At 45.5% G+C, this 24044-nt stretch carries 22 protein-coding genes; 6 read left to right on the top strand and 16 right to left on the bottom strand.

The window, feature by feature from the left end:
- Positions 1-23 precede the first annotated feature (23 nt).
- Positions 24-1646 carry a peptide-binding protein gene (locus tag QJS83_RS17195; RefSeq protein WP_284606703.1) on the bottom strand — a complete coding sequence of 541 codons (1623 nt, stop codon included), beginning with the start codon at positions 1644-1646 and terminating at the stop codon, positions 24-26.
- A gap of 148 nt (positions 1647-1794) precedes the next feature.
- Between QJS83_RS17195 and QJS83_RS17190 the strand changes: the two genes are divergently transcribed.
- From QJS83_RS17190 to QJS83_RS17180, 3 genes are all read left to right on the top strand, one after another.
- Positions 1795-2850, top strand: coding sequence for an agmatinase family protein (locus QJS83_RS17190; RefSeq protein ID WP_284606702.1), 1056 nt, complete (start codon positions 1795-1797; stop codon positions 2848-2850).
- Positions 2843-3202, top strand: a complete 360-nt coding sequence (locus tag QJS83_RS17185; protein WP_284606701.1) for an arsenate reductase family protein — start codon at positions 2843-2845, stop codon at positions 3200-3202. The genes QJS83_RS17190 and QJS83_RS17185 overlap by 8 nt, the downstream gene beginning before the upstream one ends.
- A gap of 337 nt (positions 3203-3539) precedes the next feature.
- Positions 3540-4667, top strand: coding sequence for a mechanosensitive ion channel family protein (locus QJS83_RS17180; RefSeq protein ID WP_284606700.1), 1128 nt, complete (start codon positions 3540-3542; stop codon positions 4665-4667).
- Between the two features lie 34 nt (positions 4668-4701).
- Here the strand turns inward: QJS83_RS17180 and QJS83_RS17175 are convergent, their stop codons facing one another.
- From QJS83_RS17175 to QJS83_RS17105, 15 genes are all read right to left on the bottom strand, one after another.
- Positions 4702-5325 (bottom strand): hypothetical protein, encoded by a 624-nt coding sequence (locus QJS83_RS17175; protein WP_284606699.1) that lies wholly within the window; start codon positions 5323-5325, stop codon positions 4702-4704.
- Positions 5326-5425: 100 nt separating this feature from the next.
- Entirely contained in the window at positions 5426-6496 is a 1071-nt protein-coding gene (gene dinB / locus QJS83_RS17170; protein ID WP_284606698.1) for a DNA polymerase IV, read from the bottom strand.
- Positions 6497-6528: 32 nt separating this feature from the next.
- Positions 6529-7365 carry a lysophospholipid acyltransferase family protein gene (locus tag QJS83_RS17165; protein WP_284606697.1) on the bottom strand — a complete coding sequence of 279 codons (837 nt, stop codon included), beginning with the start codon at positions 7363-7365 and terminating at the stop codon, positions 6529-6531.
- 61 nt (positions 7366-7426) lie between these two features.
- Complete coding sequence (locus tag QJS83_RS17160) at positions 7427-7990, bottom strand: hypothetical protein (RefSeq protein WP_284606696.1); 564 nt, start codon at positions 7988-7990, stop codon at positions 7427-7429.
- Between the two features lie 74 nt (positions 7991-8064).
- Complete coding sequence (locus tag QJS83_RS17155) at positions 8065-10395, bottom strand: phosphoenolpyruvate carboxylase (protein WP_284606695.1); 2331 nt, start codon at positions 10393-10395, stop codon at positions 8065-8067.
- A 2-nt stretch (positions 10396-10397) separates the two neighbouring features.
- The gene (gene ligD, locus QJS83_RS17150) at positions 10398-12923 is read right to left on the bottom strand and encodes a DNA ligase D (protein WP_284606694.1); all 2526 of its coding nucleotides are present in this window, start codon (positions 12921-12923) and stop codon (positions 10398-10400) included.
- A gap of 3 nt (positions 12924-12926) precedes the next feature.
- Positions 12927-13778: a non-homologous end joining protein Ku gene (ku, locus tag QJS83_RS17145; protein WP_284606693.1), complete on the bottom strand. Its 852-nt coding sequence runs from the start codon at positions 13776-13778 to the stop codon at positions 12927-12929.
- Positions 13779-13884: 106 nt separating this feature from the next.
- Entirely contained in the window at positions 13885-14760 is an 876-nt protein-coding gene (locus QJS83_RS17140) for a GNAT family N-acetyltransferase (RefSeq protein WP_284606692.1), read from the bottom strand.
- Positions 14761-14850: 90 nt separating this feature from the next.
- Positions 14851-15870, bottom strand: coding sequence for an L-threonylcarbamoyladenylate synthase (locus QJS83_RS17135; protein WP_284606691.1), 1020 nt, complete (start codon positions 15868-15870; stop codon positions 14851-14853).
- Positions 15871-15873: 3 nt separating this feature from the next.
- Positions 15874-18420, bottom strand: coding sequence for an ABC transporter permease (locus tag QJS83_RS17130; protein WP_284606690.1), 2547 nt, complete (start codon positions 18418-18420; stop codon positions 15874-15876).
- 1 nt (position 18421) lies between these two features.
- Positions 18422-19087 (bottom strand): ABC transporter ATP-binding protein, encoded by a 666-nt coding sequence (locus tag QJS83_RS17125; RefSeq protein WP_284606689.1) that lies wholly within the window; start codon positions 19085-19087, stop codon positions 18422-18424.
- Positions 19084-19695: an arylesterase gene (locus tag QJS83_RS17120; RefSeq protein ID WP_284606688.1), complete on the bottom strand. Its 612-nt coding sequence runs from the start codon at positions 19693-19695 to the stop codon at positions 19084-19086. Before QJS83_RS17120 ends, QJS83_RS17125 begins: the two co-directional genes overlap by 4 nt.
- 65 nt (positions 19696-19760) lie before the next feature.
- Positions 19761-20114 carry an RNA recognition motif domain-containing protein gene (locus tag QJS83_RS17115; protein WP_284606687.1) on the bottom strand — a complete coding sequence of 118 codons (354 nt, stop codon included), beginning with the start codon at positions 20112-20114 and terminating at the stop codon, positions 19761-19763.
- Positions 20115-20239: 125 nt separating this feature from the next.
- Entirely contained in the window at positions 20240-20725 is a 486-nt protein-coding gene (locus QJS83_RS17110; RefSeq protein ID WP_284606686.1) for a YajQ family cyclic di-GMP-binding protein, read from the bottom strand.
- Between the two features lie 11 nt (positions 20726-20736).
- Positions 20737-21213, bottom strand: a complete 477-nt coding sequence (locus tag QJS83_RS17105) for an FKBP-type peptidyl-prolyl cis-trans isomerase (RefSeq protein ID WP_284606685.1) — start codon at positions 21211-21213, stop codon at positions 20737-20739.
- Between the two features lie 151 nt (positions 21214-21364).
- Between QJS83_RS17105 and QJS83_RS17495 the strand changes: the two genes are divergently transcribed.
- From QJS83_RS17495 to QJS83_RS17095, 3 genes are read left to right on the top strand one after another with little or no spacing between them, the layout of a single operon-like run.
- Positions 21365-21898, top strand: a complete 534-nt coding sequence (locus QJS83_RS17495; protein ID WP_350159045.1) for an HNH endonuclease — start codon at positions 21365-21367, stop codon at positions 21896-21898.
- Positions 21895-22350, top strand: coding sequence for a GNAT family N-acetyltransferase (locus tag QJS83_RS17100; RefSeq protein ID WP_284606684.1), 456 nt, complete (start codon positions 21895-21897; stop codon positions 22348-22350). Before QJS83_RS17495 ends, QJS83_RS17100 begins: the two co-directional genes overlap by 4 nt.
- A gap of 23 nt (positions 22351-22373) precedes the next feature.
- Positions 22374-24011, top strand: coding sequence for an amidohydrolase family protein (locus tag QJS83_RS17095; RefSeq protein ID WP_284606683.1), 1638 nt, complete (start codon positions 22374-22376; stop codon positions 24009-24011).
- Positions 24012-24044 lie beyond the last annotated feature (33 nt).

Below are 24044 nucleotides of genomic sequence, written 5' to 3'. Positions count from 1 at the left end.
AAATCACGAAACGCAGTCGAAGGCTATTCAGCCTTCAACCACCAGTAGTCTCTACCAATTTCGTATTTAAATGTCTCGGCTGGCATTCCCATACGAGATGAGTTTGCATAAAATGCATACTTGTCGTTGAAAAGGAACGCATAAGGAGCGTCTTCAGCGATTTTTGCGTAAACTTTCTTAAGAGCTGCAACACGTTTAGCTTTGTTTGGCTCAACGCGAGCTTCGTCAATCAATTTGTCTACTTCAGGGTTTTTGTAAGCGATGAAGTTAGATCCACCAGGAACTGCGCCAGCAGAGTGCCAGATTTGTTTTGGATCTGGATCTACGGAACCGCCACCCCACGCCATTGTCACGGCGTCGAAGTTACCTTCGTCAACAAGCTTCAAGAATGAGTTCCACTCAAGATACTTCAATTCCATATCGATGCCGGCCTTTTTAAGGTCTTCACGATACATAGTGTAGTATTTCTCAGTGTCTTTAGATGGGTAGATCAAAGTGAATTTGAACTCAGTTTTTTTACCGCCCACTTCTTTTTCAAGAACACCGTTTTTATCTTTATCTGTCCAACCCGCTTTAGCCAAAAGCTCTTGAGCTTTTTTCGGACTGAATTCTAGGGCTTTGTTGCCTGGGTTGTATTCAGAACGCAAATAGATCGCACCGTTTGCAAGATCAGACATTCCGTAACGGAATTTCTTATTCATCTCTTCACGGTTAAGAAGATGAGCCAAAGCTACGCGCACGTTTCTGTCTTGGAACAATTCTTTGCGGAAGTTCCAGCCGATGAAACCGTAAGATTTCGGAGCGCTGTTTTGCACTTTGTGCTTGATGATGGTTTTGCCCCAAGGAGCGCCTTCAGTTTTCTTCATGAATGCTTCAACACGAAGATCAAGGTAATCCAACTCACCTTTTTTCGCGCGCTCAAGTTCTACGTTTTCATCTTTGTAGAAGCGCATAGTGATTGTGTCGAAGTTGTACATACCAGCGAAAGCGGCGTCTTTAAGACCGTACCACTTGTCGAACTTTTTCAAAGTGATCACTTGGCCGCGATCAAATTTAGAAAGAACGTAAGGACCCGCGCACATAAGTTGGCGGTTCATTTTTTTAGATTTTTCTACGTCGCTGTAGATCTTCTTTGGAATAACAGTCAATGTCGCTGCAGATTCAAAGTTGTTGAAGTAAAGATCACGAGCTGTGAAACGCACAGTGTGAGGATCCAAAACTTCGACTTTCGTCAAACCTTCGTAGTAAGGGCGCAAATGAGCCGCTTCGTATTTCGGTTCAAAGATCGCGTCGAAAGAAAATTTAACGTCATCCGCAGTCACTGGAGTGCCGTCATGGAAAACAGCGTCTTTGCGAAGGTGGAATGTGAATACTTTATTATCTTTGGAGATGTCCCATTTTTCAGCCAAACGAGGTTTCCACTCGTAAGTTTCTGAATCACGTGTTGCCAAACCATCACACACGTAGTTTTGCACTGCACGTGAGTATGTGTCTGTCGACGTAATTGGATGAACCGTTGGAGGCTCGCCACCAAGGTTGAAAACGAAATTGCCGCCCTTAGGAGCATTCGGATTTGGTTTTGCTGCTAAAGCGGGAGCTGTCAAAGCTGAGCTCAAAACAAGAGCTAGGAGACCCTTCATATTCATTGTGTTTCCTCCAAAGAATTTCGCTGGGAATTTACATGGTTCCCAAAGTGGGCTTAAAATGGGATATGCAGGAAAAATAATCAAGTTATTGCTCGATTGACGCAACGGATAAATGCTATAACACGTAGAATTTTCAAGGAGAAATGAGATGTCAGAGACGACACCAAAATTCGATCCAACTACTACTATTTCCGCCGAATTCGGTATCTTCGGCATCCCTATGACAGAAGAGGAATCCAAGGTCGTTTTGGTCCCAGTTCCTTGGGAAGTCACGACGTCCTACGGCGAAGGAGCTTCACGCGGCCCGCAAATCATTCGTCAAGCCAGTGAACAAATTGATCTTTTCGACATCGAAGTGGGTAAAGCCTACGAGGTCGGCTATCACATGCGTGATTTCCCAGAGGATCTTTGCGCGATGAACGATAAATTCAAAGCCGTGGCACAAGAATTGATCGAAATGCGAACAAACCTCAGCGAAGATGAAAAGAAAATGAACTCGTTAGCGAGTCAGGTCAATGAAGCTTGCGAAGAGATGACTCAGTGGGTTTACGATCAATGCTCCGACGTTTTGAAAAAAGGCAAACTTCTGGGTCTGGTCGGCGGTGACCACTCCACTCCTCTTGGAGCTATTCGCGCAGTGAGCGATAAGTTTAAAGGAGACTTCGGTGTTTTGCACATCGATGCACACGCGGATCTGCGCAAAGCTTATCAAGGCTTCAAACAATCTCACGCTTCGATCATGTACAACGTCATGACAGATGCGAAAAAACCAAAAAAACTTGTGCAAATCGGCATTCGCGATTTCTGTGAAGAAGAGTACGACTTCAGCAATTCTCGCGAAGATATCAAAACATTCTATGATTTGGATTTGAAGCGCCGTTTGCTCAAAGGCGAAACCTGGGAAAAAGTTTGCCAAGACGTGATCAAGGAACTTCCGCAAAACGTTTATATCTCTTTTGATATTGATGGGCTTGATCCTGCGTTCTGCCCGCACACGGGAACTCCGGTGCCTGGCGGCTTGAGTGTCGATCAAGTGTTTTTCCTTTTCCGCGAGCTGCACAACTCGGGAAGAAAAATCATCGCTTTTGATTTGAACGAAGTCTCCACGGGTGGTTTGGCAGAGCATGAAGTCGAGTGGGACGGCAACGTCGGCGCTCGTATTCTTTATAAAATGTGCGGTTGGTTGGTGAAGAGCAATGCTTAAGGTTTACGAATACGCAAAGTGCTCCACATGCGTGAAGGCTTTAAAGTTTTTAGACGCGAAGAAAGTGAAATACGACAAACTTCCGATCGTAGATAAAGCGCCTTCACAAAAGGAACTTAAAGAAATGCTGGCGGCCCTTAAAGAACGTGGCGGCAGTATCAGAAATTTATTTAATACATCCGGTCTTGTATATAAGGAAATGAAGTTAAGCGAAAAACTTCCGACTATGACGGAAGCTGAAGCCCTTAAACTTCTTTCCGAAAATGGCAAGTTGGTGAAACGTCCGTTTGTAATCGGCGATGACACTCACCTGGTTAGCTTCAAAGAAGACGAATGGAAAAAGGCGTTCTAACGAAACGCCTTTTTCCTGTAACAGAGAAAAATTAAATCCTTAGGCTTTCGGAGGCGAATGGTGGTGACGGCGTTCGCTATGACTTTGTTTGAGAGGGCTTTTTTTAAGGACCCCATTTCTGTTCATCCTATAAACAAAATAAACCCCCGCGAACACCAGAACCAAATAAAGAATAACAACTGATAAGCTGATCATACGAAGCCTCCTTCGTAGCACGTCTTATTGTACCGCACTTTTGGTCTCGACAGGGAAGCGCTCCCTCATCCCTGTCATAAATCAGTATGACTCCAGTGAATTCTCTATACGAAAATGAAATTCTTCATATTCAGGAGATGGAATGTTGGAGGATATCAAATACTCAGACTTTGGTGAGACCGTCGAACGACTTATGGATGGTCCCTGGAAGTGGCTCATCGTTCTGGCTTTTGCGATCGTTTTATCTCTCGCTGTAAAAACAGTATTGAAATTTATAGAAAAGAAACTGCTGCGACTGGCAAAAAGAACAAGAAGTCAGTTTGACGACATGCTTGTCAGCGCTTTAGGGCACACTCGCCGCTGGGTGATTTTCGTTTGGCTTTTTGTGCCGATGACCCATTCCTTTAAGGCGGAGCCTCAAGTTCTTAAAGTGCTCAACGCCGTATTTTTAATCACGACGCTTATTCAAGTGGGCATCTGGGGCATGCACGCAATCACACGCTGGAAGGACAATTACTTACAAAAGAAAATGGGCAACGACCCCAGCGCGGTTTCGGCTCTTGGACTTGTCTCGACAATGTTACGCGGAGTTTTGATTCTTGCGTTGACACTTGTTTGCTTAAGCAATCTCGGAGTTGATATTGGAGCTTTGATTGCTGGTTTAGGAATCGGCGGTATCGCTGTCGCCTTGGCTGCGCAAAATATTCTAGGTGATATGTTTGCCTCGCTTTCCATCGTGTTAGATAAGCCTTTCGTCGTTGGAGATTTCATCACCGTAGGCCAACAAATGGGAACTGTTGAAACCATCGGAATTAAAACGACACACGTGCGTGCCTTATCCGGAGAAGAATTGATTTTCTCGAATAAAGATTTGTTAGAAAGTCGCATTCAAAATTTCAAACGTATGTGGAGACGCCGGGTCGTTCTCAGTTTCGGGGTACCCTACGACCTAGATGCAGCGAAACTCGAAGCTCTTCCTTTATGGATGAAAGAGGCCGTTGGCAAGCACAGCGACATCGAATTTGAGCGCTGTCATCTTGCCAGTTACGGAAGCTATTCTTTGAATTACGAAACTGTGTACTGGGTCAAAAATCCCGATTTCAATTTACACATGGATATTCAACAAAGAGTGCTTTTAGATTTGCTTAAGAAAATGCGTGAAGAAAAAGTGTCGATTGCAATTCCAAGACAAAGTTTGGATTTAGAACATTGGCCGAAGGAACTTGCCGCCAAAGACGCGAATGGCGGGGTTCGCGAACTAGAGCATTAGAGAAGGCCCAACACCTTCTCTAATCTGGGGAAATTTAAATACAACGTGTCGCGCCTGTTTCCGGAGAACAGCCAGGCCAGAAAGTTTTTTTGCAGTATCTGTTAGATGGAGTTTTCCATTTTCCTTTCGCCATACACGCTTTCCAGTAAGGGCTCTGCACATCGGAAGCTTGCACATCGAAGTCTGCGATAATTTCTTTCAACAGATCACGAGCTTGCGCTTGAGACATATCCAACTTCGTTGCTACTTTCGCAATACTTGCTGGCTCTGGAAGACTTCTTTTGCTGATGTCTTTGAGGTCTCTTTCAGAGAGTCCCACTTGTGCAAAAGCTTTCAATCCTTCGTTGGGAACGGCTGCAAAAGCGGCGTCGATTTGTTCAGCGGCTGCCAGACTTATTTGATGTCGTTGTGCGAACTCCACAACTTGCGGGCTTGTTCCCACATCGATTTGAGTGTTGGCTTCGTAACAGCGATGTCTTCCGCATTGACGATAACGTGGAGGACGACGATCATGCCCGTGATGATGGCCATGGTCGCTGGAACCAATGCCAATGCCGATGGCAATCCCGATAGCTCCTGCTGCAATATCCGAAGAGTCACAGCCTGTATTACAAAACAAGGTGGTGATAAGAAGCCCTGATAAAATAATCTTCTTCATAAGTGGTCCTTTCTTTTTTCTGATGTCTGATTGACACCAAGTTTGAGCAAGCCGTACTTAAGCAACGGCAGTGCCAGAAAAAAGTGCACCACTCGATATTTTAGATTGCGAACTTTAGCTGCGATGAATCATCGCGACGAGAAGGCTTTTTATTCGATCCGAGGCGAACTCCAAGACCCACGAGACGCACGGGCACGTTACGACGATTCCATGCTTTTTCCAACAAACGCTCAAAGTCCTTGATGGTAGGAACATCTTGGCAAACTTCTTCATGCGTCGTTTGTTTAAAATCAAAAAACTTCAACTTCACGACCAGGCCGCGAATGCGATCCTGATACTCACCTCTCTCAAGGCGACGAATAAAATCTTTGTACAAATCAGGAATGGCTTTTCGGCAATCTTCAAGCGATTGCAAATCGCGATTGAAAGTTTCTTCGACCGTTAAAGATTTTCTCTCCCACTCTGTTACGACTTCACGCTGATCAATACCTCGAGCAAAATCATAAAGTTCATGCGCACGGGAGCCGAACCAATGTTGCAATTCCAGCACGGTGTACTTTTGAATGTCTCCGCAAGTGCGCAGGCCGAGCTCGTGCATCTTTTGCGCTGTTACTTTGCCGACTCCAAAAATCTTTTCCACCGGAAGATCTTGGACGAAACCCGCAACGTCTTGCGGGCGCACTACGAATTGTCCGTTAGGTTTGTTCCAGTCACTCGCGATCTTAGCGAGAAACTTATTCGGCGCAATTCCAGCAGAAGCCGTCAACTTCAGCTCTGTAAAAATCAATCGGCGAATTTCCTGCGCAATCAAAGTCGCACTGCCGCCAAATTGCTCGCACTCTGTCACGTCTAAGTAAGCTTCATCTAGGGAAAGCGGCTCGATTTTGTTTGTGAATCTTTCAAGTATTTCGCGCACTTTTCTGCTTTCGGCTTTATATAAGTCAAAGTGCGGAGGAATAAGAATCAACTGCGGGCACAGGCGCACCGCTTGCGAAGAAGGCATAGCCGAGCGAACACCAAACTTACGTGCTTCATAACTAGCCGTCGTCAGTACACTGCGAGTGTTAGGCGGCCCACCCACACCTAAAGGTTTCCCTTTAAGTGAAGGATTGTATTTAACCTCAACGGCCGCGTAAAAGCAGTCCATGTCAATGTGGATGATCTTCCTCATTTACACATTATTTACATATCAAATACAGGAAATCAAGTAGGATCTGTTTCCATTTCAACAGGAGGTTGCGCCTCGACAGGAAGGCCTTTCACCGGTCTAAATTTAGCAGCGATTAAAGAATGAGCCTTGTCAGCGATCACTCCGCGATCGTCCTCAACCGTGGGATGAATTTGCTCTAAGAATTCGATTTCCGCTTTCACTGATTTTAAAGAAAGGGAACGCCACATGGAAGTGACAAACGGAATGTCGCCGTACCAACAAACGTGATCTCGCCATTTTAAAGAAAAATCTTCGTCGTTAATACTTTTAAAATTCACTACGACGGGCTGAATAGGAACGCCCGCGTGCGCTGCCGCCATCATCAGAGTTTTCTTAAAAGGCAGAACGCGCTCGCCATTTGTGGAGGTGGCCTCTGGATACAAAACGATGCGAAAACCATTTCGCAAAGCCGCCACAATCGTTTTCATCTCATCAAGAATGCGGGTGCGGCTGCGGCGTTCAACGTAAATACAGCCGCCCATTTCCGTAAGCAAACCCAAGAATGGCGTTTCACGCATTTCATTCGAAGTAACAAACAACATCGGTGAGGCGGATGCCAGCATCAGAATGTCGACGAAACCCATGTGATTGCTGACAAGAAGAAATTTCTCATCCGGAGCGGGTTTATTAATAACTTTCAAATCACAGTTAAAAACTTTCAGCATCAAACCTGAAAAAAACTGCGAATTGCGCGAAAAACGTTTCAATCTTTTTTGTGTGTCGCGAAGAGCGAAGTGACACAGAAAGGACCAAAGCAAAAAGGTCGAGATAATAAGAACAAAAAGAATCAGTCTAAACGTTCCGCGAACGACGGTTTGTATTTCTTCCACTTCTTTACTTTAAGGCGTCGCTCGCGAAAATTGCAAGGTCAGATTCATCGCTTCCTTGGACCTATTGGCAGTCCACCTCAGTAATTCCTATATGAAGATTCTTAGTGAAAACGCGCCCTTTTCCGCTGCCAATAAGGGTCGCCGCCAGATTTCCTCGCAATAGAGCTGCACCACCGCAAGCTGTTTCAACAAGAACACCTTGTTGACCCAAAGACTTACTCAGCTTTGCAGATTGATCCACGGCCTCGACTTCAAGGACTTGTTTATCGCCTTGATCACCTGCCGCGAAAATTTCAAGCTCCGCGCGAGCTTTCGTTTGCGTCGGATAAGCGCGCAAACTTGCCGTTTGATAAGAATCTGTCACCAAAATCTTTTTTCCCGAGGAAGCCTGCAGATTGAGCGCGAACGTACAGACGCCACGCGCGACTTTTTTATCTTCGTCTTTCTTTACGTAAAGTCCCGTCGGAATTTCAAAACGTCCTGTGGTGCCTTTTTCAACCAGTTCATGGGTGCCAACGGGAGCCTCGCAAGCATTCCCGGCGATCTCAACAGAACCTATTTCGAGGGCTTGAGCTTGAAACGCGATAAGAAGGCTAGTGGTCATAACAAGAAAGCTTTTTTGCATAAATCCTCCGGTGGTTGAAGTGGAGCCTTTTGCTACCACAAGACTTCCTATTCAAAGAAAATGCCAGAGTCAAATTAGCCTGTTGTTAGCATGCCGCTGGCCACACCTGTCACCGTTTCCCGCAAAAGTGGAATGTCCCTATTCTTGAGTGCAATGAGTTGCAACACATTCAAAGGATGAATAAGAGGCGAACGAAGATGAATACTCTCCTCCAGCCATTCGCGATACCAAAGAAGCTTTTTCTGTCCCGTGATTTCCACGAAAGCTTTGTGACAAAGTCGAAGCTCTGAATGAAAAGACGTCAGAAATGATTCAACAACCTCCCGATCTAGCGGAGAAGAATACAGATACATTTCAAAAACAGGCAATTCGATTTTTGCCAACGTGAAACCCAAGGCCTTGATGTAAGAGCGAAACACCGGCGCCTCACGGAAAGCTTTCTTATAGGCGCTCTTCTGAGCTGGTGTTAGCGATTGCCAAAACGATCCCACACCCCACCAGGTAGGAAACAAAATCCGCGTTTGCGTCCAACATAGCACCCAGGGAATTGCGCGGAGACTTCGCAAATTCACCGTTCCCTGGCGTTTCGCAGGCCGCGAGCCCATTTTTAAATCTTTTAAGAACACGTAAGGTGTTGCGTGCTCTATCAAATCTAAAAAATCAGGATTCTGCACCAAGCCCTGATAAGAAGCGCGGACTTCGGAAGCCATATGATGAAGAAGCTTTTTGGTTTTTGCATCGGTCTTTGTTCTTCTGGGGGACAAATCCCTTCGCGACTCGCAGAATCTTTGCAACTGTCTTTGGAGAATTTCGGAAGAGGAATAATTTCGGTAAATCATTTCCCCTTGCACAGTAACCTTCACGACATTCAGAGCGGATGCCGGCCACCACGCCGTTTGTTCTTGAACCGATCCTCCGCCCCTCTCGATACTTCCACCCGAGCCATGAAAAAAGATAGGTTCAAGATCGTAGGACTGAATCGTTTTCTCGAGGTCATTAACGGCGGTTTCAATAAGCACGCGTGACGGAAGCGAACCGTTTTCTTTTGCAGAATCCGAATAACCGACCATCACCTCCAGACGGCGCGACCAAAACTTTTTTATAACCTGCAACTGTCGAGGCAGAGCTAAAAAGGTATTAATGATCGCCACACTGTTTTCCAGACCAGCGGCACTTTCAAAAAGCGGGACCACAGGTATGCGGCACTCTTTCAAATATTTTTTTGTTAGCAAAACTCCTGCCGCAATATCTTCGGCTGACTCCGTATTACTCAGCACAAAACCCCGCACATAAAACCGCGGATCATGATGAGGCGAGATTTTATCAAGAGACTTCAGCATTCGAACGATATTGGACGACTTATGTCCTTTCAGAGCTTCGTGAACTAACGAACTGTCTTCGCGAAATTCCAAAGGCACGACAAGACCCGGAAAAACTCTTATGAGTGAACGAATCTCGTGTAAAGCAGGCGCATCAACTCCGAAACAAGACCTGTACTCTTTGGAAATATGATCAAAACTTTCACGAAGCTTATGTACGCGAGGTGCATCTCCGTGGGAAATTTTACGGATGCTTTTAATGATAGTAAGCAAGCTTTTCGATTTTCCCAAGAGCCGGCGAATATCCTTTTTGTCATAAGAGGAATGGGCCAAGGGCACTAAATCCGTCAGATACTGCTTGTACTTAGTTTGGACCCACTCATAAAGAAAACCTCGCGACAATTGCAAGCTGCCGAGCATGGTTTTTTCGTCGACGCCGGGATGCCCGTCTTTATCTCCCCCGACCCAGGTGCGAATATAAAAAGGCTGTTTGAGTTCCCTTTGTTGAATAAAAACTTTTAAAGTCTCGTTCTTAAGCGCTAAAGAGTAAATGTATTCGGCTTCATCCATCACGGAAGGCTTGCGCTGCTTTGACATCGGCAGATGCCAAACCCAGTTTAAATAAATATGCAGTAAGTCAGTGTCACCATCTTCCGGCCTTTTAAGACGGTTTGTTAAAAGTTTCTGAATCTTCGCAAAATAGTAAATAATGTCTGAGCTGCGTGATTCTGTAGGATGCGCCGTCAGTACATGGATGATCATTCCATAAGGCGCTTCTTGAGCCGCCGTTTCCTCTTGTTGTAGCCGATATGTTCGATAGGCCGACTCGCAAGAATTAATCAGTTCTAACATCAAAGAAAATGCGTGTGCGATAGCGTACTGATCGACGGCCGATAATTTTTCAAGATCCTTTTTCAGCTTTAAAAGGCCTTCCTTCTTTTGCCCTTCGGGTGATTTAACAAAGCGGCGAATACGCTCGATGCGTGTGTAGCCTTTCTGGCCTAATTTTTCTGCAATGACTTTTCCAAGTTCGGTCACAGACCAGTTTACAAGACTTGTGAGTTCTTTTGGTAAAACTTGTTTCATTGTTATGCGACTGAACTTTCTTCAAACAATGTGGGTTTAAGAATCGATATCTTTTGTTTCGCTTTAAAATAGTCTTTCCAAGGATCGGTTTTTCTTTTTCGCAAGTACTGCAATGCCTTTGGCAAAGTGAACTGACTGGGACTTTCTAGTTTCGTCAGGTCTTCCCAGTGGACCGGCATAGCAACGGCACTGATTTTTCTGGCGCGCAAAGAATAAGGAACAACCGCTGTAGAGCCACGGCCATTGCGAAGATAATCTATAAAGATCCTTTTGTCCCTGACCTTCTTCGACATATTCACAGTGTAGCGATCCGGATTGCGGGACGCCATCTCTCTGGCCAAAGTTTGCGAGAATGATTTTATTTGCTCCCAGCTATAAATGGGTTCGACGGGAATATGAACGTGCAGTCCTTTTCCTCCGGAAACACAAACAAAACTTTTCAAACGCAGATCCTTCAAGAGGTCCCGCAGCTCGACCGCCGCGGCGATCACATCTTTAAAACCCAGGCCTGGCCCCGGGTCAAAATCCATTACAATCAAATCCGGATTTTCAATACGGTCGCTGCGACAACCCCAGGCATGCAATTCAAAGGCACTCATTTGGGAAAGCGACAGCAGTCCCTCTTTGGAATCAATTGTCAGATAGTTTTCTAATTTTTCTTTTTCCTTAATAGAAATGGGTGTCACATCCGGAGGAATTTTTCCCGCGATGTGTTTTTGAAAAAAACAATCCTTGCTGGTGCCTTCGGGGCAACGTAATAAAGCCAGAGGTCGATCCGCAATATGCGGAAGAATCCATTTAGAGATTTCCTGATAATATTCCGCGACTTGTTTTTTTGTGATCTTTTCCTTTTCGTAAAGAAGACGATCGGGATTCGTCAGAGCCAAAGGCTCTTGAATCTCCGGCTCCTCCTGTTTTTGACTTTTTGTTTTTTTCAAAACCGTTTTTAGCGGTTTTTTTTCTTCTAATTGAATGTCTTTAACGGGTTTGTCTTCGCGCAGGCCATGAAAAACCGGCGTGCGCAGAATGCCTTCATCCGTCCAATTGCCGAAACTGACTTCAGCGGCCAAAACCGGTTTTAACCAGTGCGAGCCTTTTTCTTTCGGGGATTTTAAATCAAACGGGGATTTTTTGACTTCGAGCTTTTTGAATTTCTGATAGAGCTCTTTTAAAGTTTTCTCGGTAAAACCTGTGCCAACTTTGCCTGCGTAACGAAGTTTATCACCTTCATAAACACCCAAAAGCAAAGCACCGAATCCACCAGCGCGACTGCCACTTCCTTCCGAGAATCCGCCGATGACAAACTCTTGATGCATCTTGCATTTGGTTTTAAGCCAATCGCCTCCGCGGCCGGAACGATAGGCGCTCTCTTGATTTTTAGAAATCAAACCTTCGAGTTTATAGTCGCAGACTGCTTTGAACATCGCCTGAGCATGTCCTTCGATATGATCGCTATAGCGGATTAAAGGACTTTTCAGTGATTTAATCAGTTTTTCCAGCCGGTGTTTGCGTTCCTTCAAAGGCAAAGGTCGAAGATCTTCGCCATCGAGAAATAAAAGATCGAAAGCGTAGTAGATGATTCGATGAGGATCGTGCGCTTTCATGGCATTTTGCAATTTCTGAAAATTACTTCGGCCTTCGTCGTCGAGCCAAACCGCCTCTCCGTCAATAATCGCATTCACGGCGTTTAGATTTTCCAGAGCTTTTTGAATCGAAGGAAAATATTTCGACCAATCAAGCCCGGTCCTTGTATGAAACGAGACCTTGCCTCTTTCTACATGAGCTTGCATGCGATAGCCGTCAAACTTGGTTTCATGCACCCACTTGGCGCCTTCAGGAGGTTCCTTCACCAACTGCGCAAGTTCAGGAGGGATAAAGTCAGGCTTGCGTTCCGCGCCTTTTATCGCGCGGAGGGCTTTTTTTTTAGGCGCAGCTTTCGCCTTCACCAGGGCTTCGCTTTGTTTCTTGGCGTGCGATCTTCGCGGCTTGACATCTTCACCAATGACTTCCGCTTCGTTTCCCGTGATCGCGAATTGATCGGTTCTTTTGAACAAAAGCCATTGTGACTTAGAGCCACTGGCAGGTCTTCCAGTTCTGATAAGAGACCATTGACCGTGCAATCTTTTCCCCTTGAGCTTGAACTCAAGGTGTCCTTTTTTCAGTCCAGCATGGGGCTCGCCGACCGGTTCCCAGGTTCCTGTATCCCAAAGATAAACTTCGCCGGCGCCATATTGATCTTCGGGAATTGTTCCTTCAAAAGAACCATAAGAATAAGGATGATCTTCTGTCTCGACGGCAAGGCGTTTTACTTTAGGATCCAGTGAAGGACCTTTAGGGACGGCCCAGCTTTTCAAAACGCCATCTAATTCCAAACGAAAATCCCAGTGCAGGCGCGAAGCATGATGCTCCTGAACAACGAACATCAGCGCCGCGTTTTTACTTTTTTTAGTCGCCTTTTTTACTTTCGGTCCCGGCTCTGGAGTGATTTTAAAATTCCGCTTCTTTGTATATTCCCGCAAAGTGGCCATCTTTTATCTCCTTGCTGAGTTTGCGACTTTCTTCGCAGGAGCTTTGGTTTTCTTACCGCCGCGCGCCTCAATACTTTTACGCAATAAGGGCAGCAAATCGACAACGTTGGAGGCTTCTTCAATACGCGGTTCTTTGACGGGCTCTTCCACGTATTTTCCTTTACCTTGTTTAACTTTCGCCTGAATTCGTTTCATCAAGTCATCGTAATAAGTGTCCTTGTATTTTTCCGGCTTCCACTTCGAAGTCATACCTTTGATAAGATCTTCCGCCATTTGCAGTTCTCGCGTGGAAAACTTAACGCTTTTGTTAACTTCACGAAGGTAATCGACCTCGTCGACAGCCCGCACTTCATGAGCAAAACGCAAAAGTTCCAAAATCAGGTAATCCCCTTTGGGCATAATCATGCACAGATGCTGCTTGGTACGAATGACGATTTTTCCGATAGCGACTTTTTTAGTTTTCTCCAACGCTTCCCGCAACAGGAAGTAACCTTTTTCTGCGCCCTTTTGCGGAGCCAAATAATAAGGTTTTTCAAACATCATTGTGTCGAGTTCGTCTAGCAAAACGAAATCTTCGATGTCGATCGTCTTGCTGGCCACAGGATTGGCTTTTTTAAAGTCATCGTCACTCATCACAACATATTGGCCAGAGGCATACTGATAGCCCTTCACGATGCGATCATAAGGAACTTGCCTGCCGGTTTTGGCGTTGATGCGCTGGAATTTAATATGCGCGAGGTCTTTACTATCCAGCATCGAAAAATGCAGATCTTTGTCTTCCTGTGCAGTTTGCAGGGACACGGGAATATTCAAAAGTCCGAAGCTAATGCTCCCTTTCCAAATATTTGAGCGCATATCTTCCTCCCCTTTACTTCAAAGTAAACGGGAAAGAAGAGAGACACAAAATTTAGAGGGGACCCGTGATAAATCTCACGGGCCCCGATGCAACTTAACAATGGACCTAAGCTTGGGTTTCTTCTAATTTAAACTTTTTCCACAAAGTGCGATTTAAATCTTCGCGCTGAAGGATTGTCAGAAAATCAATGCACTGGAATTCTTTATCCCACGCAGGTTCGCCTCCAATAGAAGCGCCGATTTTCAAATAGGATCTTACAAGAGGAGGAAGAAGTTCCTCAGCTTCAGCTCTCTGAGTCTCCGTGAGAGGGCCTCGGACTTCATCCATAAAATAACTAAGCATCGGCATCGTATAACTGAGCGTCGGGCGTGTTCTGTATCCGCTCAAGATACGGCCTTGTTCTTCAAAATAACGTGTCAGAAGAGCCGCATCTCGCGGATCGTCTGTTTTTACAGTCGCACAACCAAATAATAACTTTGCTTCGGAAGCCGCCATGTATTCCGCGATTCCACGCCACAAAAGGGAAATCAAAACACCGCGACGGAAATCTTTGTGAATGCATGCGCGTCCCAGTTCAAGTTTAACGCCGGGCTGATTCAGGAGGGACGACATCATAAATTCTTGGGACGAATAGAAATTGTCCGTGAAGAGTGAGCAATTCAAACGATATGTTCCAACAATTCTGTCGGATCTTTTGTCTTTGATAATCAAATGATCGCAGTCAAAGTCGAATTGATCGACGTCGACACCGCGAGAGGCTTTTTTGCCGAGCATCTCTTTATGAAAGACCTCGTAGCGCAAAGCCAAAGCCTCTTTGAGTTCTTCCGCGTCGGTCACGGTTTTCATGATAAAGGGACCGACTTCGCTATGAAGTTCGATCTTAGCTCGAAACTTATGAATGCGATTAAGTCGCAACTGATAGAAGGATTGAAGATTTAAAGAAACTCTTTCTAAGCTGGCGTATGCAAGTGAGTTGATCATCAGGCCCCTCCCCTTTCGATCAACTTCAGTGTAACCACCTTTAAAAAGAAAAATTGTCAGAAGTCTCTTAAGATTGTGTCGGAAATAAGTTTAGAGAATCAAAGAAGCTGCTTTATTTAAACGATCAAAGAGAGATTCCCAGCGTTCCCCCGCCTGATGCGCTTCCTTATAAAAGAGAATGCAATCGGCACCTTCGGCGGCTACATCGCGCAACTTTCCGTAAAACTCGCGTGTCGCCAGCAGCGGATCGTCTGAAAGTTTAAGAATCGATACGGAGTGAATCCCGCCTTTAGGCTTGATGATTTTGATACTTTCGATTTCATCCGGAAGCTGCGTGATCTTTTCGTTCACTTCCTGCAGCACGCTTTCCTGAGAACGCCCACTGTCCTGACAAACGATCAATGGCACCGGAGGCATATAATGGTGCTTCATATGTCCTGGAGATTCGCGTTTATCGACTTGTTCAATAAACTCAAACTCAAATCCTTTTTCCGTCAGAACACGAGCGATGTCGGATTTTAAAATATGCCCACGTCGTAGAATAGAAAGGCGGACTTTATCATCTGGCAATTGACGAACCAATAAAACAGTCGACTCGATGCCAATTTGGCAGTCACCCCCATCGACGACAAAAACATTCTCGTTTTTAAACTCAACGCGCACATGTGTCGCTGAAGTTGGCGAAGTTCTGCCAAATTTATTCGCGCTTGGCGCCGCCAAAGGCACGCCGACCTGCTGTAAAAGCTCCAATGCCAACGGGTGATTAGGCATACGAATACCCACCGATTCCAAACCTGACGTGATCATCGTGTTTACGGAAGGATCTCGGGGAAGAACCATTGTGAGAGGACCGGGCCAAAACACTTCAGCCAATGCTTGTGAAGCAGGAGCCCAATAAGCCGTTACTTTCTTCGCTTGTTCAATCGACGCGACATGCACGATGAGAGGATCAAAAAACGGGCGCTCTTTGGTCAGAAAGATTTTTTCGATAGCAGAAGGGATATCAATTCGTGCCGCCAAACCATACACGGTTTCGGTGGGAAAGCCGATAACTCCCCCTTCTTCCAAAATTTTCTTCGCTTTTGTCAAAGCCTCGTCAGGCGACATCATGAACTATTTTTCCTCGCGCAAGATACTCAAAGCACTCTCTTTTACAATATCCAGGCTCGCAAGGAAAGAAATCAATAAGCTTAATCCTGTTATGACCAAAACTGAGACCAAAGGTTGAGCCCAAGTCAGTTTAAAGTCTCCGTCGAAAATAAATGCATTTAGCGAGAAACTCACCACGATACTAAGCAATGCGCCCACGAAAGCCGCTATAAATGATAAGAAGGCAAATTCTGTAAGGATAAAGCTCGCCACTTCCCCGCCGGAAGCCCCCAGGATTTTAAGCATGTTCAATTCCCAGCGGCGCAGTTTTATCTGGCTGCGCACGATTGAAAACAAAACAATATATCCCGTGAGCAAAGCCAAACCCGCCATGAGTTCCAGCGACCAGCTCATTTTTTCCGCCGTTTTTAAAACCTCATCCACCGTACGCACAACATCAATAACAGAAACATTTGAGAACTCTTGTGCGATCTCGTTCTGGATACGGGCCCGCTTTTCTTCATGCAAAAACGGAATTGCCGCGATGAAAGTTTTAGGCGCATCGTTAAGAACACCGTTTTGTACAAGAATAAAGAAATTAGGCTGAAAGCTGGTCCACTTTACTTTGCGAAGGTTGATAATCTCGCCTTCGACCTCCACACCCTGCACGTCAAAAACAAGGACGTCACCGATGTGAAAGCCCATGCGCTCGGCAAAGCGCACTTCGACAGAAAGCTCTGCGCGAGTCTGCTTATCAGGATCAAAGTTCCCGGAAAAAGGGCGGCCATCAAGAAGAGTTTCTGAACCGGATAAGTCGTGACGATAAGAGAGATTCACACCACGGTTGCGAAAACGGGCTTCTCTTTCTTCTTCGCGGGTTTTAAAACCTTGTGACTCGATCTTGCGCTCATAGTCTTGGCCATTAACCTTGAGAATACGAGCGCGAACCAACGGAGAAAGTCCCAAAGCTTGAACCTGATTTTTTTCAAGAACCTTTTCCACACCTGGGAGCTGTTCGTCCTGAATATCAAACATAAAGAGCGACGGAATTTTCGAGCGTCCTTCAATTTGAAATTCCGCCTGCAATGAATTTTTAAGCTGCGGCAAAATATTAATAAGCAAAGCGCCAAGGCCCAAGGCGACAAAGATCGCAAGACTTGCCCCCGCTCGTCGCGACAGACTTAAAAAGCTGAACTTCAAAAACCAGCGCTGAAAACCTTTAAGCCATCCCGCCGCTTTCACCGTCAGGAACCCCACAAGGATCAATGCCAGAATCACCGCGACCATGGAGCCTGTGAACAAGCTTCCGATTCTCCACGAGTGCGACTGATAGACCGCCAGGAAGTAAAATAAAATCACGCTAGGAAGAAAAGGCCAAAATCGTCGCGGGCCTTCGCCGACAGAAAATTTTTCTTCGCTAAAAAGTTTCGCGGCTTTCAGGTCGAAAATCTTTACGAGAAACGGAAGACTGACTACGAAACTGCCAAAGACCGCCATAAACAACGCGACCAAAAAAGCTTCCAGATTTACATGCGGTTCTAAGTCGAACGGCGTAAAGTTCGAAAGAATTTTACTTAGTAGCGGCAACACCATGTGGCTGAAAAAGAGTGTTGGTATTGTTGCAAGCAATCCTAACAAAGACGCCTGAATGATGTACACGCTCACAGCTTCGCCACTTTGCAAACCTAGGCTGCGCAAGATGGCGATTTCTTTCATTCTGGTGGAAAGGAAAAGACGATAAATATAAGCCGCACCCAATGCCGACATAAAAAGCGCCACAATCGCGACCAAACCCAAATAGTCGGAAAGATAACGAAGCTGACGGCCCGAATCCTCGCCGGCCGAGGACGGAGTTTCAATATTGATTTGCGGGTCCGGCAGCGCCTGATAAAGTTTTTCACGCAGAACATCTTCCTGAATTCCTGCAGGGAACTTCAGAAGATACGCCATTGAAAAAGTACTTCCGTACTGAATAAGTCCTGATTCTCCAAGAAGCTCGCGATTTATAAATACCCGCGGAGCTAACGTCGCCGCTCTAAAGGTTTGTGTCGCATCTTTTTTAACGAGATCCGCGACTTTTAACTGCAGCTTGCCTAATTTAATTTCGTCTCCGGGCCCAAGACCCAGTTGCGAATTCAGCTCCGGATATATCCACGCCGTGCGGGAGGAAAGAATTTCTTTTTCACTATCATTGTGAATAACGGTGCCGGAGTTTAACTCCAGCTCTCCATAAAAGGGATAAGATCCGTCGACAGCTTTAACAAGAACCAGCCGCGATCCTTTTTCCGAGGACAACATCGCAAAGAATTCATACATTTTGGATTCTTGCGTTCCGGAAGGCAAAGACGCCTTGAGATTTTGAACCTCTTCTTCGGTCAGCTCTCGACGGGCAGCCACAGCCATGTCGGCGGAAAGAATGTTCTTTGCGTTCGCCTCGATCTGCGTTTCTAAAGCCGTATTAAAAGCTTCAAGAGAAACAAATCCCGTTAAACCTAAACTCAAATTGAAAATAAAGAACAGACCAAAGCGCCAGCTGCGCCACAACTCTCGAATCGCCAGACGCCAAAGCATTTTAGACTTCCCTCAATTGACCTTCTTGAAGGCGCAAAGTTCGTTCGCATCTTTTCGCCAAGGCTTCACTGTGCGTGACAAGAATCGTCGTGATTTTATGTTTACGAACAATATCGAAGAAAACGTCCATCACTTTGTCGCCCGTATGCGTGTCCAAATTTCCACTGGGTTCATCTGCTAAAAGTATTTTGGGTTTCACCACCAAAGCCCGCGCAATAGCCACGCGCTGACATTCACCACCGCTTAACTGGCTGGGAAAGTGATGCAGGCGATGCGAAAGCCCTAGCTCCGTTAAAGCTTGTTCCGCACGTTCTTTCGCGTTTTCCATTTTTAAAATTTCAAGAGCAAGCATCACGTTTTCTAAAGCCGTAAGATGCGCAATAAGATGGTACTGCTGAAAAACAACCGCGATGTTCTGCGCACGAAACAATGTCATTTGTTGTTCAGTAAGGGGAACTAAATCCACTTTATCCACCAAGATTTCCCCACCGTCGGCCTTCTCTAAGCCAGCCAACAAAGACAGCAATGTGGATTTCCCGCTTCCGGATTGCCCAACGACAGATACGACCTGTCCTGGTTCAATTGTTACATCCAAGCCTTTCAAAACTTGAATTTCTGTTTCACCCTGGCGAAAACCCTTTCGCACATCTTTAAGAACCAAACTCACAGCTCCCCCTTGAGCGCCTGAAAAACATTGTCGGCGATGATCTTATGACCTTCCTCGTTGGGATGTATACCATCGGCCAAATTGTATTTGGGATTGCCGGCCACTTTATCAAGGATGAACGGAATGAAGGTCACTTTGTATTTTTTCGCAAGCGACTCGTACATTTTTTTAAACTTATCGGTATAGGCGGCACCATAGTTGGGCGGCATATAGAGACCACCGAGAATCACTCGCACGTTTTCTTTCTGTGCATAAGCGATCGCATCGGAAAGATTTTTTTCGCTATCTTCGATTTTCAATCCGCGCAAACCATCGTTGGCTCCTAACGCCAAGATCACGGCATCAGGTTTTGATTTAAAAATCCATTTCATACGACTGATTGCTGAAGCTGTCGTGGAACCGCTAACGCCTGCGTTGATCACGCTCCACTCTTTCTTTCCTGCCGCCTGCAGTTTTTTTTCCAGGACTGCGGGGAAGGCAGCCTCTTTAGCGACGCCGTATCCTTCCGTAAGAGAATCCCCAAGAACGACTAATTTTTTTTGCGCAAATGAGTGAGAAGAAAATCCAAGAACGAGAGAGAGAATAAAGGAAATAAAAAAAGGTCTCATAGGGTTTCTATGAGACCTTATAGTTGAAGACAAAGAAAGTCTTACGTCGTCAAACTTTGAAATGCTTAGTTGCGTGGACCGCGAGGACCGCTGCCGAAGCCACCGCTACGACGAGGACCGTCGCCACGACCGCCACCGAAACCACCACGACGAGGACCACCCTCGCGAGGAGCTTGAGGACGTGCTTCAGAAACATTCAAAGCGCGACCGTTAAGATCCGCACCGTTTGCTTTTTCGATAGCAGCATCAGCAGCAGAGTCATCAGCCATTTCTACGAAACCGAAACCTTTAGAACGGCCCGTTTCTCTGTCCATGATAACTTTTGCTGAATCAACAGCACCGAATTGAGCGAAGTGTTGGTGTAGAGCTTCATCGTCTACAGAATATGGCAAATTGCCTACGTATAATTTCTTGGCCACAAAGACCTCCTTATTGGTTTTTAAACCCGAGGAAGCCTTCGAACCATATAAAATCGAGAACACTCACACGGGGACCTAAAACTAGATTTAGGCTAGCACAGCCTAAAAACTGCGCAAGCCCAATTTTAAGAGCGCATATTATTATATTGTAAGGGAACCGGGAAGTTTCCTCCGCGTACAAGTTTGATGCACTCTTGCAATTCGTCGATACTTTTCGAAGTCACCTTCAACTTATCGTCCGCAATTTGTGGTTGCACCTTCAACTTAGAATCCTTAATCAATTTAATAATATCCTTAGCCACTTCGCGGTCAATTCCCTGCACCAAAGTGACCTTTTGGCGAAGCATGCGTCCGCCAGCCTCTTCTACTTTTTCAAACTTAATGGCCTTGATATCAATGCCGCGGCGATGAAGTTTCGTTTGTAAAATTCCACCCATCGCTTCGATCTTGTAATCATCTTCCGCCATCAAAGTGATTTCTTTTTTGTCCCATTGAATTTCTGCCTTACTGCCTTTGAAGTCATAGCGCCCTTCAATTTCTTTGCGCGCTTGATTGATGGCGTTGTCAGCTTCTTGAAGATCAATCTCTGAAACAATATCAAATGAAGGCATGTGCGAATTCCTTAGTGGTGACCTGCATCCCCGTGCAAACCGTGCGGGTGGCCGTGCAAAATTTCTTCTGTCGTTGCTTCACGCACAAGAGCCATCTCGATGCTGAATTCAAGATCTTGTCCCGCAAGAGGATGATTGCCATCAAGAGTGACATGCGTGTCTGTGATTTTTGAAACGCGAACGATATGTGCACCGCTGCCCAATTCCAAACGAAGGTGCGCGCCCACTTCCAATTGTGGAAGGTGTGCCAATTCTTCTTTAGGAACATCCATGAACATGTTGTCTTTCACTTCGCCGTAAGCATCCTTAGCAGCAAGCTTTACTGTTTTTTTATCGCCCTCTTTAAGGTCTTTGATTTCTTCTTCAAGTTTCGGAATGATTTGTCCCGCACCTTCCAAGAATGGAAGTGGTTGTCCGCGCTCAGAAGCATCCAATACGTTGCCGTCCGGTCCTTTTAATACATAGTTAAATGCCAATACTCTTCTCATAATGATGCTCCTTTTCAATATAGAGGCGGTTTTCCCACTATTAACAGGCTTTAGCAATCGAAAACGCCCAGTTCTTTTGAATATTTAACGAGGGGCTTGAAATGAAACGATATTCTTAGATACAATTAGTTTAGTACCTGAGGGGGGAAGCATGATGCACATGTCCTCGCTGAGGTCTTTATTGCTCAACTCTAGTTACGAACCCATGCGGGTTGTAAGTTGGCAAAAGGCCTTGGTTTTGTGGTTTCAGGGCAAAGTAGAGGTTTTGGAATATCACTCTGCGTTTGCTAGGTCCGTTCATCGAAGGTTCCAACTGCCGAGCGTTTTACGACTCAAAACGTATGTTCGACCCCGGAGTTCTCATGCTGTCCGGTTCTGTCGGGAAAACGTTTACATCCGAGATAATTACACCTGCCAGTACTGCAATACGAAACTTCCCGCGAAACAATTAACTCTCGATCACGTTATTCCCGCTTCTCAAAATGGTCCTAAGAACTGGACCAATGTCGTCTCTGCCTGCAGAGACTGCAATCAGAGAAAAGCAAATCGCACTCCGCGAACAGCAAATATGCCTTTACTCACGGAGCCTCGCGCTCCAAACTGGTTACCGACTCTTGAATTAGAAATTAGTGAAGACCACGTTCCGCCTGATTGGGCGCCCTACTTAAGGCTTAACACAGGATGAGTTTGCAGTACGATGTTCAGTTAATAACCACCCAACAAACTTTGCCTTTACGAAAAAAAGTTTTGAAACCCTTCTTGTCTGAAGAAGAGTGCGTAAATCCCGGAGATGATCTGGTGACGACTTATCACTTTGGTCTTTTGCATGCGGGAAAAATTGTTTCCGTCGGAACATTCATTCAAGAATCCCATCCCGTTTTCTCTTCGGGATACCCTTATCGCCTGCGCGGCATGGCCACAGACAGCAAATATCAGGGCCAAGGTTTTGGCCAAAAAGTTTTACGTCATGGTGTCGAACACCTTCGCCAAAAACGTTGCGATCTTTTGTGGTTCAATGCTCGCATTAAAGCGTTTCCCTTCTATGAAAAACTCGGCTTTCTTTATCACGGACCTCTCTTCGATATCAAAGATATCGGTCCCCATAAAGTCATGTACAAACCACTGATCCCCAGATAACCTCCTTAGAGGAGGATCGCATCGTGAATAAGGATGTTCACAGTCAATTAACTTCAGCGCTCACGACTATTATCAGTGAGACAAACGGAATTTCCCTTTCCGACACGGTCGATCTTTTGTTGTCTTCTGATTTGCAGCAACGACATCCCGAAGCTTACGCGCTGGCTGTCGAGTTTCGTGAATTGCTCAACCGTTTTCAGATCAATCAAGTCACTATCAATGCCTTGCTGAAACATCCGATGTCAGCGGCGTTGTTTGAGTTCTTTAAAAACTTTCCACTGAAATACAATGAAGAGCATATTCATCTGACCGGAGCCATCACCGCGGATTTTATTTATCCGCGTTTGAAAAAACTTTTGGAAGGCCCGCATAAAGACGTTTACGAAGAGAAAATCAAAGAAGTTTACGGCGACAAAGCGCTGCCCATTCGTTCCGTGGAAGACGTCGATAGATTGATTCGCTTGCAAGAGAATGAAGGTTTCTCTCGCTATCTTAAGATCCTCTATCTTCCGAAATTGATTTTTATTTCTCGCGAAGCCCATGAGGAAGCGGCTTACCACATGGCCAGCGAACTTTTCCACAAGTACAACGTGGGTAGCATTCGTCTGAAATTTTCGCTGTCGCGTTCAACGTCAAGTTCTTCAGAGCAAATTCCGGGCATTGATGACGTGACGTCGGAAGATGTCGTTCTGGGTTTGTACGACGGCTTTAGAAAGTTCCAGGAAAAAAATCCGCACTTTCATTTTATTCTCTCCCCTTCGTTCAGGAAAGAAGCCAACCACTTCGATGCAGAAAAGTATCCCAATCGCCAAGAACATTTCATGGAGCAGATCAACGAGATCGTGCGCATGCTCGACAAGTATCCATTCTTGATTGAGCACATGACCGATGTCGATACTGTGGGCGATGAAAGAGACCTTTATCGCAAAGAGCATTTCAACGAAATGCAAGCTGGCTTCCGTAAGCTGCAATACCGCGGTTTCAAAATCCGATCGCATCATGGGGAGACTTGGCACACACTGAAAAAAGGCATCCAAGCTGTCGACAATGCCATGAATATTTGGCACATCGACACCTTGGAGCATGGAATCAGTTTGGGAATTAATCCCAATAAGTACTTCCATCAGATCTACCAGGAGATTCACAGAAAAAATCAGCAAAACATGCCGATCACGGACAGAGATCCTTTGTATCGGGAGTTGAATGAACTGGATTGGGGATTCAACCGTTCGGTTCTAGAGAAAATTCTTAAAGGTGTCGCTTTAACCCCGGATGAAGACATTCTTTTCGTAAAGGCGAAGTTCCACACCGCGCGCGAAGTTGAACACTATCAACATGACGTGCTTAATCGCATGATTCAAAAAGGCGTGACACTTGTTTCTCTTCCTTCCTCGAATAATAAACTTACGGGGAAATTTGAAGATTACAAAGACCATCCATTTTCGTGGTGGGAGAAAAAAGGCGTTCAACTGGGAGTCGGCACGGATAACTATGTTACTCTGAACACCAACTTTATTTACGAAATGCTTATTTTGCTTTATACCGACGCTGTGAACTTAAAAATCACAAAACTTCTTATGGTAACAACCGGAGAAACGCGTCGACCGTACATCAGTCACCTTCTTTGGAAGATGAGAAAAAAAATTAGAAAGAACAACTAGTGACCGCAACGACAAAAAAATCTTCGAAGCCTT

Source organism: Bdellovibrio sp. 22V, assembly GCF_030169785.1.
Taxonomy (GTDB): domain Bacteria; phylum Bdellovibrionota; class Bdellovibrionia; order Bdellovibrionales; family Bdellovibrionaceae; genus Bdellovibrio.
Note: the sequence above shows the minus strand (reverse complement) of the source record. Positions and strands in the feature narration are given on the sequence as shown.

Excerpts from the sequence above, each read along its gene's own strand:
- QJS83_RS17195 (WP_284606703.1), bottom strand. The coding sequence starts at position 1,646 with ATGAATATGAAGGGTCTCCTAGCTCTTGTTTTGAGCTCAGCTTTGACA.
- QJS83_RS17190 (WP_284606702.1), top strand. The coding sequence starts at position 1,795 with ATGTCAGAGACGACACCAAAATTCGATCCAACTACTACTATTTCCGCC.
- QJS83_RS17185 (WP_284606701.1), top strand. The coding sequence starts at position 2,843 with ATGCTTAAGGTTTACGAATACGCAAAGTGCTCCACATGCGTGAAGGCT.
- QJS83_RS17180 (WP_284606700.1), top strand. The coding sequence starts at position 3,540 with ATGTTGGAGGATATCAAATACTCAGACTTTGGTGAGACCGTCGAACGA.
- QJS83_RS17175 (WP_284606699.1), bottom strand. The coding sequence starts at position 5,325 with ATGAAGAAGATTATTTTATCAGGGCTTCTTATCACCACCTTGTTTTGT.
- dinB (WP_284606698.1), bottom strand. The coding sequence starts at position 6,496 with ATGAGGAAGATCATCCACATTGACATGGACTGCTTTTACGCGGCCGTT.
- QJS83_RS17160 (WP_284606696.1), bottom strand. The coding sequence starts at position 7,990 with ATGCAAAAAAGCTTTCTTGTTATGACCACTAGCCTTCTTATCGCGTTT.
- QJS83_RS17155 (WP_284606695.1), bottom strand. The coding sequence starts at position 10,395 with ATGAAACAAGTTTTACCAAAAGAACTCACAAGTCTTGTAAACTGGTCT.
- ligD (WP_284606694.1), bottom strand. The coding sequence starts at position 12,923 with ATGGCCACTTTGCGGGAATATACAAAGAAGCGGAATTTTAAAATCACT.
- ku (WP_284606693.1), bottom strand. The coding sequence starts at position 13,778 with ATGCGCTCAAATATTTGGAAAGGGAGCATTAGCTTCGGACTTTTGAAT.
- QJS83_RS17140 (WP_284606692.1), bottom strand. The coding sequence starts at position 14,760 with ATGATCAACTCACTTGCATACGCCAGCTTAGAAAGAGTTTCTTTAAAT.
- QJS83_RS17135 (WP_284606691.1), bottom strand. The coding sequence starts at position 15,870 with ATGATGTCGCCTGACGAGGCTTTGACAAAAGCGAAGAAAATTTTGGAA.
- QJS83_RS17130 (WP_284606690.1), bottom strand. The coding sequence starts at position 18,420 with ATGCTTTGGCGTCTGGCGATTCGAGAGTTGTGGCGCAGCTGGCGCTTT.
- QJS83_RS17120 (WP_284606688.1), bottom strand. The coding sequence starts at position 19,695 with ATGAGACCTTTTTTTATTTCCTTTATTCTCTCTCTCGTTCTTGGATTT.
- QJS83_RS17110 (WP_284606686.1), bottom strand. The coding sequence starts at position 20,725 with ATGCCTTCATTTGATATTGTTTCAGAGATTGATCTTCAAGAAGCTGAC.
- QJS83_RS17105 (WP_284606685.1), bottom strand. The coding sequence starts at position 21,213 with ATGAGAAGAGTATTGGCATTTAACTATGTATTAAAAGGACCGGACGGC.
- QJS83_RS17495 (WP_350159045.1), top strand. The coding sequence starts at position 21,365 with ATGATGCACATGTCCTCGCTGAGGTCTTTATTGCTCAACTCTAGTTAC.
- QJS83_RS17100 (WP_284606684.1), top strand. The coding sequence starts at position 21,895 with ATGAGTTTGCAGTACGATGTTCAGTTAATAACCACCCAACAAACTTTG.